Genomic DNA, 13,922 nt, shown 5'->3' with positions numbered 1-13,922 from the left:
TTTCTTCTGACGTGGATGGAACCTTTTCGGCACCCGCTCGTTGGTACGGGTATCGACAATGAAAACCCTTGGCCATCTCGACGATCTTGCCTGCGTGACGCTCGCACAGCGCGGCGACGGCAAGGCATTTTCCGAGTTGGTCAGGCGTTACCAGGACCGCATCTACCGCTTTCTGCTCCGCCTCACGCGCTCGCCGGATGACGCGCTGGAACTGACACAGGACACTTTCCTGCGTGCTTACCAGGCCCTGGAGCGCTGGCAGCCCGATGCCTTGTTCCGCACGTGGCTGTTCCGCATCGCGCGCAACATCGCCTTCGACCGGCTGCGGCGCGACAAGCTGGTGGAATTCGTCGAACTGGAGCCGGACGTGGACCTGCCCGACACGGCGGCCGGACCCGAGGCGATCGTTGAGACCGCACAACGCCTGCGCCAGCTGGAAACGGCGCTGGAACGCCTGCCGGCCGGGCATCGTGAAATATTGCTGCTCCGCGAAATCGAAGACATGACCTATGACGAAATCGCCGAGGTGCTCAACCTGAATGCCGGCACCGTCAAATCACGACTGGCGCGGGCGCGGTCTGCGCTGCTCGACAAGCTCAAAGCCCAACCGGAGATCACGCGATGAACTGCCCGGAGCATGAAGAGGTTTCCGCCTACATCGATGGCATGCTGCCGCCTTCCGAGCGGGAGCAATTCGTGGCGCATACGCGCGCTTGTCCGATCTGCCTCGCGCGTATCGACGAGCTGCTTGCACTGCGACGCGACTTGCGCGAGTTGCCCTCGCCGACACTGGGGTTCGACCTTGCAGCACGGCTCGGGCCGCAGCTGCGGCGACCACCTGCGCGGCGTCCCATGCGCGCGTTCTGGATTGATTGGGGCGCCCCTGGCCTCGCCGCGGCCCTCTCGCTTGCCGTGGGGGCGTGGCTCGGAGGCATGCTGCTCAGCGGGGGAGCGATGCTTGCGCCTTCAGCGACGATGGCGCGCGTCTTTGATCCCGTGCCGCCCGGCGGCCTTTGTGCTGCGGCGGAATTATGCGGGACACCGAAAGGACTGAAATGAATCGCACTGCATTGAAGTGGCTTCTCGTCATCTCGCTGGCGCTCAACGCGGGCATGGTCGCGAGCGTGATCGTCAATCGGATGGGAACGGCACCTGGTCCGGCGGCGCAGCATGAGAATGCGAGCCTGCCCGATTATTTGCAGTTGAACGCGGACCAGCGCCGCCGCTGGTCGGAGATCGAAGAAGGCTTCCTTAAGGACATCGCGGTCAACTGGCGTGAGATCCGCGCGCACCGCGAAGCGCTGGTGCGGCAGGTGTTTTCCGACAAGCCGGACCGAAGTGCAATTGATGCCGAGCAGGCAAGGATTGCGACCCTGCAGGATAGCCAGCAGCGCAGGGTGATCGCGCAATTGCTTGCCGAGCATGACCTGCTCGATGCGCAGCAGCGCGACAAGCTGATGAAGCTGCTCCTGAGCCGCTACACGCAGGAAGCAACAGAAGAGGAAATGCTGCATCGTCATTGATGGAACAATTTCGCGTGTGCTTCGTTTAAGAAGGCAAGGTATGGAAAATGTCCGACCGAACCTGAACCTGAAACGGAGTACAACATGAAATCCTCTACGCTACTGTTCGCCGCCATCTCGCTGGCGCTTCCTCTCACGACACTCGCCGCCGAGTCGGGGCATCATGACCATCACGGCGCCGCACCGCAGAAAATCGAACTCAACGCCGGCAAGAAGTGGGCAACCGATGCATCCCTGCGCAAGGGAATGGGCGCGATCCGGGAACAGGTCAGCGCCGCCTTGCCGGCAGCGCATGAAGGCAAGCTCACGCCGGAGCAATACGAGAAACTTGGCAAGGAGCTGAACGGGCAGGTGGCCTACATTGTCCAGAACTGCAAGCTCGATCCGAAGGCGGATGCACAACTGCACGTGATCATCGGCGAACTGGGCCAGGGCGTCGACACGATGGAAGGAAAGCAGGGCACGGAACGTGCGCTTGGTGTGGTGCAGGCGGCGGAGGCGCTGAACACCTACGGGAAGTACTTCGATCATGTCGGATGGAAGCCGGTGAAGTTACCGCACTGAGGGCTACCGCACTGAGGGAAGGCGCGGAGAGGCAGAGGTCTGCTCTTCGCGCTACGCCATGCTGAAGAACTTCATCGGCTCCACGCGCCACTTCTCCGGTGATTCGTGGCTGACGATCCTGTCGCCGCCGCCCGTGCCAAGCGGTCTGGAAAGATCCACTTCCTCCGGCTTGATGTAAGTGTTCGACTTGGTGCTGAAGAAGACCCGTACTTTCGGCGCCAGCAGGTTGGTTTCATGCGGCTCGGTCACTACGGCGAGTCGCCCCGATTCCAGCAGCACCAGCGTGCCGACCGGGTAGATGCCGACGCAGCGCAGGAAGTTCTGCACCTGCTGCGGGCTGAAGTGGAATTTGCTCCACTCGTAGATCTTGCGCAGCGCCTCGGCTGCCGACATCCCGCGGTGATAGCAGCGGTCCGCAGTGATCGCATCGTACACGTCGACGATGGCCGCCATCTGCGCAAGCGTGCTGATCCGCCCGGCAGGCAGCTTGTCGGGATAACCGCTGCCGTCCATGCGTTCATGGTGGTGCAGCGTGATATCGAGCGGAATCTCTTTGATGGCGGGCGATTTCAGCAGGATGTCGTAGCCGTCCCTCGGATGCTTGCGGATGAGATCGAACTCCTCCTCCGTGAGGCGTCCGGGCTTGTTCAGCACTTTGTCCGGCACCAGCGCCTTGCCGGTATCGTGCAGCAGGCCGCCGAGGCCGGCCTCGCGCGTCAGGGCCGCATCCATGCCGGATGAATGACAGAACGCGACCAGCAGGGTGCAGACGCTGACCGAATGCAGGAAGGTGTAGTCGTCCTTGTTCTTGATGCGCAGCAGGCCCAGCAGCGCGCCAGGGTTGCGCAGGATCGATTCGGTGATGTCCTGCACCACCGGCTCCACCCGGTCGAGTTCGATGGCCTTGCCGAGCCGCGCATCATGCATGACCGTACGCACCAGATCATGGGCCTGGTCCTTGATCTTCTTCGCGCGCAGGAGTTCTTCAGCAAGGGATACGTGCGCCGTGGCGGCGGGCCGGATGCTCGCAATGTCCAGGATTTCCTTTTCCAGCGCGGTCGATGCTTCCTGCACCGTTGGCGCGTTCTGAACGTCAAGCCCCTTGCTGGTGTCGATATAGACTTCGTGAATGCCGGCCGAGGCGATTTTCGCGATCTCTTCCTCGCTGGCCACCATCAACTGGCTGCGCAGGAAAGGATGGTCCATCCAGTGGCAGTTGAAGTCGTGGATGAACATGCCCACCTTGATCTGGTGCACATGGATTTTCTTGATCACGACGAGCCTCCCCCTGGCGTTACGCGCGGAATGGATACTTCCGGAACCGGCATTCCGATGTCAGTATAGCCATTTTTTGATGCCCTAAAGCATCACTTGCGGAAGGGGTAAGGGAAGGGATAAGCGCGGCGGGAAATCCGTTCAGCCCTGGCCGCTGTCGGTATCCGGCCGCGGCTGGTTTTGTTCAGGCAGGGCGCGCGGGCGACCGAAGATGGCGGTATAGGTGGGATAGAAGGAGCAGTACATGACCACCGTCAGCGCCAGCGACAGCGGCAACAGCACGATCACCACGGCGATACCCTTGGCGACCAGCAACGCAAGGATGCTGCTGACCAGGGCAGGGAACACGACGCCGATCAGGACCCACGCCATGCCGTAGACGAGGAAGGCCTTGCCGGAGCGCAGCACCGCGAAGAAGCTGTAGAAGAGCGACTTGCCGACGCCCATGTCCTGCCATGCGATGAGCGGTGCGGCGTACCAGAACGCCATCATGGCCGGCGTGTAGACTGCGGCGGAAAAGATCATCGCCAGCGACATGTGGGAATTGCGGATCGTTTCCTCGTCCAGCTGCTTGCTGCCGGCCATGACCTGCCAGAAGACACCGCCGTCCACCAGTGCCGAGGCGGCAACCGCAAGGACGGCCGCCAGCAGGTACAGCACGCCGAGAACCAGTAGCCGGCGCAGCGCGGGAGAGCGGAAGAAGGTCACCAGCAGGTTCGGGTACACCTTCTTGCCCTGCTCGATGTTCAGGCAGGCTTCCATGAAAGCCATGGAGAATACCGGCACCAGCACCAGCGGCAGGACCTGGCCGAGCACGGGCAGGATACCGATGGCCAGCATTACGAACATGTAGGCAAGGAACAGCGTCGCCATTTCCACTGGTTGCTTGCGGAACAGCGCAAATCCTTCCTTCACCCAGGCCCAGCCGGTGTTTGCAGGCAGCTTTTCCATTGTCAAAAGAGGGCGGGAACCGGATTGCTGATGCGCTGGCGCAGGATGCGCTCGAAATGCCCCGGGTCGTGCGGCGTCAGCATTTCCGCTTCACGCGGCATGTAGAAGTCATACAGGCGCGACAGCCAGAAGCGCAACGCGCCGGCCTGCAGCATCGGACGCCACGCGATCTTCTCCGGTTCGACAAATGGACGCACTGCGTGATAGGCATCAAGCAGCGCGCGCACGCGCTGCTCGTCGAGCGCGCCGGTGTTGACATCGATGCACCAGTCGTTGACCGTGACGGCAACGTCAAAGATCCAGGTATCACAGCCGGCGAAATAGAAGTCGAAGAATCCCGTCAGGCGTTCGCCGACGAACATCACGTTATTGCGGAACAGGTCGGCATGGACCGGTCCGCGCGGCAACTGGTGATAGGTGGCCGAAGCCGCAAATGCCTCCTGGGTATGGATTTCCGCACGCAGCAGGTGCTGGCTCTCCTCGGGAATGTAGGGCAGCACGACCGGCGTGGTCGCGTGCCACCATGCGAGGCCGCGCAGGTTCGGCTGCTGCATCGGGAAGTCCTGTCCGGCCAGGTGCATCTTCGCCAGCATTGCGCCGACCGCGGCGCAATGCACCGGTTTGGGATCCATCTGCGATTCGCCTTCCAGCTTCGTGACGAGGCTGGCCGGTTTGCCGTGCAGGGTGTGCAGGATGTCGCCATGCCGGTTGGCGATCGGCGCCGGCACCAGCACACCGTGATCGGCCAGGTGACGCATGAGTTCCAGGTAGAACGGCAGCTGTTCGAAGGTCAGCTTTTCGAAAATCGTGAGGACGAACTCACCGGCTTCGGTAGTGACGAAGAAATTGCTGTTTTCAATGCCCGACGAAATGCCTTTGATGGCGAGGGGTTTGCCGAGGTTGAACTGCGCGAGCCATTGGGTAAGGTCATCCAGGCTGACCGGGGTGAAAACTGCCATGAGCGAATCGGTAAGTAAAAGGTTATTTTTTCGGCGCCGCTGTGGCAGGTGCCTGGGGCGGGGCCGGCAGCGTGCCCGCCTGCGCCTCTTCCGCTTCCTTGGCTTCCCGGGATTTCCCCAGGTCGAATTCCAGCACTTCCCACTGCGCCGGGCGCATTGTACTGCTTTGTGCGTCTCCCGGGAGCGCGCTGCCGGCCTGGTCGTTGGATTTCACCACATAAGTGCTGCCGCCGGTGGTGACCTTGACTTCGGTGACCTTGCCGCCCGGCGCACGTTTTTGCGTGATCTTTGCGCGCTTGTCGCGCGGACGGATCGTCACCGCGGGCGGCTCGCCTTCCTCGAGTTTTTCCAGCTTGGGCGGGGGCGGAGCGGTATCGGACTTCTGCTGCGCGACGGTCGGCAGCGGAATTGCAAAAGCAGCAACAACTGCCGCAGCGACGAGCCAGACCCTGAATGTGCGCATGATGATGTTTTGAACTGTTATTGGAATGCGGAATGGCTGGATGACAATCGAGCCTCTATGAAACATTTTAGCAAACCGCACCTGCAAGGACAGGAAATGTCCGGCTGCTGTTGCGCACGGGTATTGAGGCAGCACAAGCCTTCAGACGGTCTGAAGGCGTGCTTCCGGAAGGGCTCAGAGATAGGCGCCCGGTTCCTTGCTCTCGGCGGTCAGCAATTCATTGCTGGCTTCGTAGAAGGCGAAAATCGCGTCCACCACATTGGCCGGTTCGTCGATCAGTTGCACCAGGTCCAGGTCCTTCGCATCGATCATGCCGTCGCCCACCAGCTGCGCGCGGAACCAGTCGAGCAGGCCGCGCCAGAATTGCGTGCCGACCAGGATCACCGGGATGCGGCGCGACTTGCCGGTCTGGATCAGCGTCAGGACTTCGGTCAGCTCGTCCAGCGTGCCGAAGCCGCCGGGCAGCACGACATAGGCGTCCGCATATTTGACAAAAGCCACCTTGCGCGCGAAGAAATGGCGGAAGCTGATCGAAATGTCCTGCCATTTGTTGCTGGCCTGCTCATGCGGCAATTCGATGTTCAGACCGACCGACGACGACGCGCCATCGAAGGCGCCCTTGTTGGCCGCCTCCATGATGCCGGGGCCGCCGCCCGAGATGACCGCCAGGCCCGCATCGGAAAGGCGGCGCGCGATGTCGATGCACTTGGCGTAGTTGGGATCATCAGGCTTGATGCGGGCCGAGCCGAAAATCGAGACTGCCGGGCGCAGCTCCGCGAGGCGTTCGGTCGACTCGATAAACTCTGCCATAATCGTCAGGATGTGCCATGATTCCCGCGCCTTTTTTGCGGTGGCGCGGTTGATGTCCTTGATCTGCCGGAGGCGCGGCACGTATTTCCCTTTTGACTCCATATGAATAAAACCCTTTTGCTCGTCGATGGTTCCAGTTACCTGTATCGCGCCTTTCACGCGATGCCGGATTTGCGTAATGCCGAAGGCGCGCCGACCGGCGCCATCTACGGCATGATCAACATGTTGCGCAAGCTGCGCAATGATTTCCCCGCAGCATACATTGCCTGTGTGTTCGACGCAAAAGGCAAGACCTTCCGCGACGACGTGTATCCGGAATACAAGGCACATCGCCCGTCGATGCCGGAAGACCTCGTGCGCCAGATCGAGCCGATCCATGAAGCGGTGCGCGCGCTCGGCTGGCCGATCCTGATGGTCGACGGCATCGAGGCCGACGACGTGATCGGCACACTGGCGGTCGAGGCTGCGAAGCATGGCATGCAGACAGTGGTCTCGACGGGCGACAAGGACCTCGCGCAACTGGTGAATGAGCATGTCACGCTGATCAACACGATGAGCAATGAAAAGCTCGACCGCGAGGGCGTGATCGCGAAGTTCGGCGTGCCGCCCGAGCGCATCGTCGATTATCTGACGCTGGTCGGCGACGCGGTCGACAATGTGCCAGGCGTCGACAAGGTCGGCCCGAAGACCGCGGTGAAATGGCTGACGCAGTACGGCACGCTCGATGACATCATCGCGCACGCCGATGACATCAGTGGCGCCGTCGGACAGAATCTGCGCCGGGTGCTGGACTGGCTGCCGCAGGCGAAGCATCTGTTGACCGTCAAGACGGACTGCGACCTGGCTGCCCATATGGCATCGATCCAGCAGACCCTGACGGCGAAGCCGGCCGACACGGAGGCGCTGATCGAATTCTTCAGACGCTATGGCTTCAAGACCTGGCTGCGCGAACTCAGCGGCGAGGCAAGCCCCGCGCCGCGTCCGGCAGCCGTGGCGACCAGCGGCGAGCCGCAGGGCAGCCTGTTCGACGCCGCGCCCGTCGCTGCCGAATACGAAACCGTGCTGACCGAAGCGCAGCTCGAACGCTGGCTGGAGATCATCAATGCTGCGGAACTGACGTCGGTCGATACCGAAACCACCTCGCTCGATCCGATGCGCGCGCAGCTGGTCGGTATTTCGCTGTGCTGCAAGCCCGGCGTGGCGGCCTACATCCCGGTGGCGCACCGCTACCAGGACGCGCCGGCGCAATTGTCGCGGGAATTCGTGCTGTCGAAGCTGAAGCCTTGGCTGGAAAATCCGACTAGGCCCAAGGTCGGGCAGCACCTGAAGTACGACAGCCATATTTTTGCCAACCACGGCGTCGCGTTGCGCGGCATCGTGCATGACACGCTGCTCGAGTCCTATGTGTTCGAGTCGCACAAAAACCACGACATGGACAGCCTAGCCATGCGGCACCTGGGACGCAAGACCATCACTTTCGAGGAGGTGTGCGGCAAGGGCGCTTCGCAGATCTGCTTCGATCAAGTGGCGATCGAGCGCGCCACCGAGTATGCGGCGGAAGATGCGGATGTCACCCTGCAGCTGCACCAGGCAATGTGGCCGCGCGTGGCGGAGGATGAGGGGCTGACATTCATCTACGAAAAGATCGAACTGCCGACCTCGGTGGTGCTGCAGAAGATCGAGCGCAATGGAGTGCTGATCGATGCGCAACTGCTCGCAACGCAATCGCATGAGCTTGGCACGCGCATGCTCGAGATGGAGCGACGGGCTTATGAGCTCGCCGGCCAGCCGTTCAACCTGAATTCGCCCAAGCAGATCGGCGAAATCTTTTTCGACAAGCTGCAGCTGCCGGTGGTGAAGAAGACACCGTCCGGCACACCGTCCACCGATGAAGAAGTGCTGCAGAAGCTGGCCGAGAATTATCCGCTGCCGAAGATCCTGCTTGATTATCGCGGGCTGTCGAAGCTGAAGTCGACCTACACCGACAAGCTGCCAAAAATGGTGAATCCGGACACCGGCCGCGTGCACACGAATTACGCGCAGGCCGTCGCGGTGACGGGGCGGCTGGCATCGAATGATCCCAACCTGCAGAACATCCCGGTGCGCACCGCAGAGGGCAGGCGCATCCGCGAAGCCTTCGTTGCGCCACCGGGCAGCGTGATCGTGTCGGCCGACTACTCGCAGATCGAATTGCGCATCATGGCGCACATCTCGGGCGACGAGAACCTGCTGCGCGCTTTCGCGGAAGGCGAGGACATCCACCGCGCGACCGCTGCCGAAATTTTCGGCGCAGCGCCCGCTGACGTCACCAGCGAGCAGCGGCGCTATGCGAAAGTGATCAACTTCGGGCTCATCTATGGCATGAGCGCGTTCGGGCTGGCGAGCAACCTTGGCATCGAACGTTCCGCCGCGCAGATGTACATCGACAAGTACTTCCAGCGCTATCCCGCTGTCGCGCAATACATGGCCGAAACGCGCGCGCAGGCCAAGGAGCGCGGCTATGTCGAGACCGTGTTCGGACGGCGTCTGTGGCTGTCGGAAATCAATTCGCCCAACGGCCCGCGCCGCCAGGCCGCGGAACGTGCCGCGATCAATGCGCCAATGCAGGGCACCGCTGCCGACCTGATCAAACTGTCGATGATCGCCGTGCAGGACTGGCTGGAAGGCGAGCGGATGGCGTCGAAGATGGTGATGCAGGTGCATGACGAACTGGTGCTCGAAGTGCCGGCAGCCGAACTGACTGGCGTTCGGCAGACCTTGCCGCAACTGATGAGCGGCGTTGCCACGCTCAAGGTGCCCTTGATTGCCGAAGTCGGCGTCGGCAAGAACTGGGACGAGGCGCATTGACGCAACGCCAACGCGCACGTTGATTTATCGTTATCATTTTCCGGTCGGCCGCCTGGCCGGTTCAGCGGACACAAAAAGGAGATAACGATGGTCAATGTGAAGCAAGCGATTGTTGCAGTCCTCGGCCTGTTGCTGGCCGCGGTTGTGCCGGCATCGATGGCCCAGGGAAAGACTGAAGTGCAGTGGCTCGGGCAGGCGACGACGAAGATCACCACGCCGGGCGGAAAAGTCATCGTGGTGGATCCGTGGCTCACCAGCAATCCGAAAACGCCGGAGCAATACAAGAAGCTGGAAGCGCTCGGCAAGGTGGACGTCATTCTCGTGACGCATGGCCACATGGACCATTTCGGCGATGTGCCGGCACTCGCGAAACTCAGCAAGGCGCCGGTGTACGGGCCTGCGGGGCTGCTGCAATCGGCGGTGGCGCTCGGCATCCTGCCGCGCGAGCAGGCGCAGGGCTTCAACAAGAGCGGTACCGTCGTTCCGCCTGGCACCAGCATCAAGGTGACCGCGGTGCACGCCGAACACAGCTCCGAGCTGGCCTGGCACAACCCGGCGAGCGGCAAGGATGAAGTCCACGTGGGCGGTGAGCCGGTCGGCTACATCATCGAACTGGAGAACGGCTTTCGCATCTACCACATGGGCGACACCGGCCTGTTCGGCGACATGGCGTTCATCGGCCAGTACTACAAGCCGGACCTGGTGCTGATCCCGATCGGCGGGCATTACACCATGGGGCCGAAGGAAGCCGCCGTTGCCCTCCGCGACATGCTCAAGCCGAAGTATGCGATCCCGATCCATTACGGCACCTTCCCGCTGCTGAAGGGCACGCCCGCGGAATTGACGAAGGAACTCGGCGCGTTCCCGACGAGAGTGATTGCGATCAATCCGGGCGAAAAGCAGGAGTTCTAGTCGGCGTAGAAATCCTTGTCCACGGAAAACACGGAAGACACAGAAATTTCCGTGTTTTCCGTGGACATCCATCACGCCGTCGGTAACAGGCATCCGTTTGCCGAAATAGCCAGTCTGTGCCAAAATTTGCAACTTTGTTGCATATTCGTCGGGGCTCAAAATCAACTCCACGCTGTTATCCATTCTGCTTGCCACGACCATCTCCGGCGTCATCAGCATTAGCGCTGCGGCGCTGTTTTCCTTTTCACTGCTGTCAAAAATGGTCGACCGGATGGTGAGCCTGTCCGTCGGCATCCTGTTGTCGACCTCGCTGCTGCACGCACTGCCGGAAGCCTTCGAATCCAAGGCGGACAATCATCTCCTGTTTGCCATGCTGCTGGCCGGCCTGCTGGGATTTTTCCTGCTGGAGAAATTCGCGATCCTGCGCCACTCCCATCATTACGAAGGCGACGGACACGCTCATGAACATGGCCACGACGTGCATGAAGCCGGCAAATCCGGATGGATGATCCTGGTCGGAGACGGTCTGCATAACTTCACCGACGGCATCCTGATCGCCGCCGCGTTCCTGGCCGATCCGCACCTCGGCCTGATCACCGGCCTGGCCATCATCGCGCATGAAATCCCCCAGGAGATCGGCGATTTCATCGTGCTGCTCAATGCCGGCTTTACCCGCACCCGGGCCTATGTCTACAACCTCCTGAGCAGCCTGATGGCGATCGTTGGCGGCCTGCTCGGCTATTTCACGCTGGGACACGTCTCGGACTGGATTCCTTATGTTCTGGTGTTCGCGTCATCCGGCTTTATCTACATCGCGGTCAGCGACCTGATGCCGCAGATGCAGCGGCGCTCGACCCTGCGCGAAACCATCCCGCAAATCATCCTGATCGCCGTCGGTGTGGCGCTGGTGGTCTTCGTGACGGGGCATGCCCACCAGCACTGATGGTTTCGAATCTTCTCCTGAACAACGTTGCATAGCTAACGAGGGCGAGGCGCTCGTAGAATCGTTTCAGCCCGTCATGACGGCAATCGCGCGCAGCAGTACTTTGACAGGCGCTCTAACTCTACAGCCAAGGTAAGCCCTCCTTCTCAGAAGGATGGCAAGCCCATCGGGCATGCCAGTGCCCTTATCGGAAGGTGGCTGATCTAGGCAACAGGGCTGGCGCCCCAGGTGTCCCGGAGGATGGACAGCATGCCGACGAGCACCGGGTCGAATTCGGTATCAACGCGATACAGGAATGAGAGCTGCGTATCCGCGGCGGCATGGCTCCAGATTGAAATCTCGCCTTTCTCCGCAGCGAGTAGAGCAATATCCTCGCGCATGAGCGACAGGCCCAGCCCCGCGCGTACGAGGCTGTGCGGCGACGTCAGTTCGTCCGTTTCCATGACAATGTTGGGACGCAGGCCCTGGCGCCCGAACAGAGATACGAGCAGCTGATGAACATGGCTCTTTTCCGGTGCGCCGATCCATGGCATTCCTGCAATTTCACCCCACCCGCATGCCGGCAGGCGTTCGCCATAATTTGCCGGTGCGACGACCCGATACCGCACACCGCGCAGGCCAAGGCTTGCCACGTCCGGATTGTTGACCGTGCCGATGTAGTAGCCGGCGGCGATTTCGCCGGATGCGACGGCATCGAGGACTGACGCGGCAAGGGCTGAGCGCGTCTTGATTTCAAGCAGGGGGAGGGCGTTGAGCAAGCCGTTGAGGAAGCTGCCCAGCCTGAGGAAGTCCGGGTCACCCACGGTACCGATCAACACCCGGCCGGTAATCTCACCCTTTAACTCCTTCGCCTTGGCCAGCGTCAGGTTGAACGCACTGAGTGTCTTTTCTACCTCCGGCAAGAGGAGCTCTCCAGCTTTGGTCAGGGAAATGCGACCATGTCCGCGATCGAACAAGGTGATTCCCAGGTCTTGCTCCAGTGCCTTGATATGACCAGTGACAGCCGGTTGCGTAACATGCAACGCCTCGGCCGCCTTGGTAATATGCCCAAGCTTGGCCACCGTAACAAAGGTGCGTAGCTGATAGATCTCCATACGGGTGCACCGCCTTTTGCTTAAGTCCACGCGATTCGCATCAGATTGGTTGAGCCTGGAGTCCCGAACGGCATGCCCGCCACCACGACAAATGGCCTTCCTGACTCGGTGAACCCGGAGTTTTTTGCTTCGCGAAAAACATCATCCAGCATGCTTTCCACCGTCGGCGACGCGGCCGAATGTATCGGGTGCACTCCCCAGACCAGCGATAGCATCCGCGCCGTCTCCAGTGATGGAGACAACCCGAGTATGGTCGAGCGAGGGCGCGCCCTGGCGACAGAGAGGCACGTCGATCCGGAAAATGTATAGGCTGCGGTAAAGCACAGCGGGAGAATTTCTGCTGTGCCGCGCACCGCGGCGCCGATGGCGTCTTCCGGGCCGATGGTCGGCAACGCGATGGGATGACGGTGCACTTGCTCGGTATACGCGGCGTCGCTTTCCACGCGTTGTGCGATGCGGTCGATCGCCGCGACCGCCTCTGCCGGATAGTTGCCGCTTGCCGTTTCTGCCGACAAGACAACTGCATCCATGCCTTCGGACACGGCGCTTGCGACATGGCTCGCTTCGGCAGCGGTTGGTAAAGACAGGCGTTCCATCGAGTTCAGCATCTGAGTGATGCCGATGACAGGCTTGCCTTGCCCAAGGCATTCCCGCACGATTGCCCTCTGGGTCGTCGGCAGGTCTTCGACGGGAAGTGCGATGGAAAGCGCTTCGCGAACAATCATGATCGCGTCTGCCTCAGCCACGATTTCGGTCAGGTTCGCCAGCGCCTCACGGCATTCGATCTTGGCGATGGTACGCGCCTTGCCGCTTTCGCCCGCATGCTCGTGGAATGCAGCCAGGTCGGATTTGTTCTGCACGAAGCGGCCAATCCCTTCGTCGCCAACTTCGTCGGTACCACCAACCTGCTCACCGGCGAGATCGACCAGGTCAACGGGGATACCGTACGTTTCAAAGCTCCCGGAATTGGAGAGCTGGTGCTGCCGAAGCATCCTGAAGTTCGCACCGGACGCGTAGCAATCAGCTTTAGACCGCATACAGTGAAGATGCTGGTCGGCGACGGCATTCGGGATGGAGCGTATCTCTGGCTGAATGGCGCTGTAGAGTATACGGAGTTTCTCGGCGAGTTTACGCGCTACCGCGTCCGGGTCGGACAGTCGCTCGTCACAGCCGATCAGGCACACTACTCCGGCATGGCGCCGTTTGCCGACAACGCATCGGTCAGACTGGGTGTGGATGCCACACAGATCAGGTATTTGCCTATCTAAGCTTCATTCACTTCGTTAGTCCACTGGCATGTCACCAGATCTCTGATCCGGTCATCGCTAGTGGGCGACGATGACTTTCACTGGACAGAGATCTTCTCGCCATGCAGCTGCAGCTTTTTTCCTGGCAGGAAAGAGAAGAAGCTGACTTGCTTTTTATCGCCATGAAAACAAAGCATCCCTCCGATGCACACGCTACGCCGAACAAGCGCCGGACATCGGCCTTCTAGTGCGTTTCTGCATCAGCACCAAGACGCGCGGAAGATGGTATGCGCTGGGAAAGCACACAAGGCATAGGCGTTTGCATCGCCAGTTG

Annotated in this window: 15 protein-coding genes; 8 read left to right on the top strand and 7 right to left on the bottom strand. The window is 61.0% G+C overall.

Annotation, left to right across the window (positions count from 1 at the left end):
* Nucleotides 1-58: 58 nt before the first annotated feature.
* The 4 genes from VJ698_RS04980 to VJ698_RS04965 all read left to right on the top strand — a co-directional run bounded on the left by VJ698_RS04980 (nt 59) and on the right by VJ698_RS04965 (nt 2,087).
* The gene (locus VJ698_RS04980; protein WP_324101603.1) at nt 59-625 is read left to right on the top strand and encodes a sigma-70 family RNA polymerase sigma factor; all 567 of its coding nucleotides are present in this window, start codon (nt 59-61) and stop codon (nt 623-625) included.
* Nucleotides 622-1,059: an anti-sigma factor family protein gene (locus VJ698_RS04975; protein WP_324101602.1), complete on the top strand. Its 438-nt coding sequence runs from the start codon at nt 622-624 to the stop codon at nt 1,057-1,059. The genes VJ698_RS04980 and VJ698_RS04975 overlap by 4 nt, the downstream gene beginning before the upstream one ends.
* Complete coding sequence (locus tag VJ698_RS04970) at nt 1,056-1,523, top strand: periplasmic heavy metal sensor (RefSeq protein ID WP_324101601.1); 468 nt, start codon at nt 1,056-1,058, stop codon at nt 1,521-1,523. Before VJ698_RS04975 ends, VJ698_RS04970 begins: the two co-directional genes overlap by 4 nt.
* 84 nt (nt 1,524-1,607) lie before the next feature.
* Nucleotides 1,608-2,087 carry a hypothetical protein gene (locus VJ698_RS04965; RefSeq protein ID WP_324101600.1) on the top strand — a complete coding sequence of 160 codons (480 nt, stop codon included), beginning with the start codon at nt 1,608-1,610 and terminating at the stop codon, nt 2,085-2,087.
* Nucleotides 2,088-2,138: 51 nt separating this feature from the next.
* Here VJ698_RS04965 and VJ698_RS04960 read toward each other — a convergent pair whose 3' ends face one another.
* The 5 genes from VJ698_RS04960 to VJ698_RS04940 form a co-directional block, all read right to left on the bottom strand.
* Nucleotides 2,139-3,362: an HD-GYP domain-containing protein gene (locus VJ698_RS04960; protein WP_324101599.1), complete on the bottom strand. Its 1,224-nt coding sequence runs from the start codon at nt 3,360-3,362 to the stop codon at nt 2,139-2,141.
* A 141-nt stretch (nt 3,363-3,503) separates the two neighbouring features.
* Entirely contained in the window at nt 3,504-4,313 is an 810-nt protein-coding gene (locus tag VJ698_RS04955) for a BPSS1780 family membrane protein (protein ID WP_324101597.1), read from the bottom strand.
* Nucleotides 4,314-4,315: 2 nt separating this feature from the next.
* A complete protein-coding gene (locus VJ698_RS04950) occupies nt 4,316-5,272 on the bottom strand; it encodes a homoserine kinase (RefSeq protein ID WP_324101596.1) in 957 nt (318 codons plus the stop codon).
* 22 nt (nt 5,273-5,294) lie between these two features.
* Nucleotides 5,295-5,735 (bottom strand): DUF2782 domain-containing protein, encoded by a 441-nt coding sequence (locus VJ698_RS04945; RefSeq protein ID WP_324101595.1) that lies wholly within the window; start codon nt 5,733-5,735, stop codon nt 5,295-5,297.
* A gap of 174 nt (nt 5,736-5,909) precedes the next feature.
* Nucleotides 5,910-6,647, bottom strand: coding sequence for a TIGR00730 family Rossman fold protein (locus VJ698_RS04940; RefSeq protein ID WP_324101593.1), 738 nt, complete (start codon nt 6,645-6,647; stop codon nt 5,910-5,912).
* On the opposite strand from VJ698_RS04940, the gene polA reads away from it, so the two are divergent.
* The 3 genes from polA (at nt 6,648) to VJ698_RS04925 (ending at nt 11,247) form a co-directional block, all read left to right on the top strand.
* Nucleotides 6,648-9,392, top strand: a complete 2,745-nt coding sequence (gene polA / locus VJ698_RS04935; protein ID WP_324101592.1) for a DNA polymerase I — start codon at nt 6,648-6,650, stop codon at nt 9,390-9,392.
* A gap of 87 nt (nt 9,393-9,479) precedes the next feature.
* Nucleotides 9,480-10,304 (top strand): metal-dependent hydrolase, encoded by an 825-nt coding sequence (locus VJ698_RS04930; protein ID WP_324101591.1) that lies wholly within the window; start codon nt 9,480-9,482, stop codon nt 10,302-10,304.
* A gap of 259 nt (nt 10,305-10,563) precedes the next feature.
* On the top strand, nt 10,564-11,247 hold the full coding sequence (locus VJ698_RS04925; RefSeq protein WP_324101590.1) for a ZIP family metal transporter: 684 nt from the start codon (nt 10,564-10,566) through the stop codon (nt 11,245-11,247).
* 203 nt (nt 11,248-11,450) lie between these two features.
* Here VJ698_RS04925 and VJ698_RS04920 read toward each other — a convergent pair whose 3' ends face one another.
* Nucleotides 11,451-12,341 (bottom strand): LysR family transcriptional regulator, encoded by an 891-nt coding sequence (locus VJ698_RS04920; RefSeq protein WP_324101589.1) that lies wholly within the window; start codon nt 12,339-12,341, stop codon nt 11,451-11,453.
* Between the two features lie 20 nt (nt 12,342-12,361).
* On the bottom strand, nt 12,362-13,516 hold the full coding sequence (locus VJ698_RS04915; RefSeq protein ID WP_324101664.1) for a pyruvate kinase: 1,155 nt from the start codon (nt 13,514-13,516) through the stop codon (nt 12,362-12,364).
* Here VJ698_RS04915 and VJ698_RS04910 point away from each other — a divergent pair.
* Nucleotides 13,430-13,609 carry a TOBE domain-containing protein gene (locus VJ698_RS04910; RefSeq protein WP_324101663.1) on the top strand — a complete coding sequence of 60 codons (180 nt, stop codon included), beginning with the start codon at nt 13,430-13,432 and terminating at the stop codon, nt 13,607-13,609. The two genes, VJ698_RS04915 and VJ698_RS04910, sit on opposite strands and share 87 nt — an antisense overlap.
* The last annotated feature ends 313 nt before the right edge of the window (nt 13,610-13,922 follow it).

The sequence above is a fragment of the Noviherbaspirillum sp. genome (assembly GCF_035254685.1).
Lineage (GTDB): Bacteria > Pseudomonadota > Gammaproteobacteria > Burkholderiales > Burkholderiaceae_D > Noviherbaspirillum.
The sequence above is the reverse complement of the archived record's forward strand: the minus strand, read 5'-3'. Positions and strand labels throughout refer to the sequence as shown.

Coding starts and splice junctions, on each gene's coding strand:
- VJ698_RS04980 (WP_324101603.1), top strand. CDS start 59: ATGAAAACCCTTGGCCATCTCGACGATCTTGCCTGCGTGACGCTCGCA.
- VJ698_RS04975 (WP_324101602.1), top strand. CDS start 622: ATGAACTGCCCGGAGCATGAAGAGGTTTCCGCCTACATCGATGGCATG.
- VJ698_RS04970 (WP_324101601.1), top strand. CDS start 1,056: ATGAATCGCACTGCATTGAAGTGGCTTCTCGTCATCTCGCTGGCGCTC.
- VJ698_RS04965 (WP_324101600.1), top strand. CDS start 1,608: ATGAAATCCTCTACGCTACTGTTCGCCGCCATCTCGCTGGCGCTTCCT.
- VJ698_RS04955 (WP_324101597.1), bottom strand. CDS start 4,313: ATGGAAAAGCTGCCTGCAAACACCGGCTGGGCCTGGGTGAAGGAAGGA.
- VJ698_RS04950 (WP_324101596.1), bottom strand. CDS start 5,272: ATGGCAGTTTTCACCCCGGTCAGCCTGGATGACCTTACCCAATGGCTC.
- VJ698_RS04945 (WP_324101595.1), bottom strand. CDS start 5,735: ATGCGCACATTCAGGGTCTGGCTCGTCGCTGCGGCAGTTGTTGCTGCT.
- VJ698_RS04940 (WP_324101593.1), bottom strand. CDS start 6,647: ATGGAGTCAAAAGGGAAATACGTGCCGCGCCTCCGGCAGATCAAGGAC.
- polA (WP_324101592.1), top strand. CDS start 6,648: ATGAATAAAACCCTTTTGCTCGTCGATGGTTCCAGTTACCTGTATCGC.
- VJ698_RS04930 (WP_324101591.1), top strand. CDS start 9,480: ATGGTCAATGTGAAGCAAGCGATTGTTGCAGTCCTCGGCCTGTTGCTG.
- VJ698_RS04925 (WP_324101590.1), top strand. CDS start 10,564: ATGGTCGACCGGATGGTGAGCCTGTCCGTCGGCATCCTGTTGTCGACC.
- VJ698_RS04920 (WP_324101589.1), bottom strand. CDS start 12,341: ATGGAGATCTATCAGCTACGCACCTTTGTTACGGTGGCCAAGCTTGGG.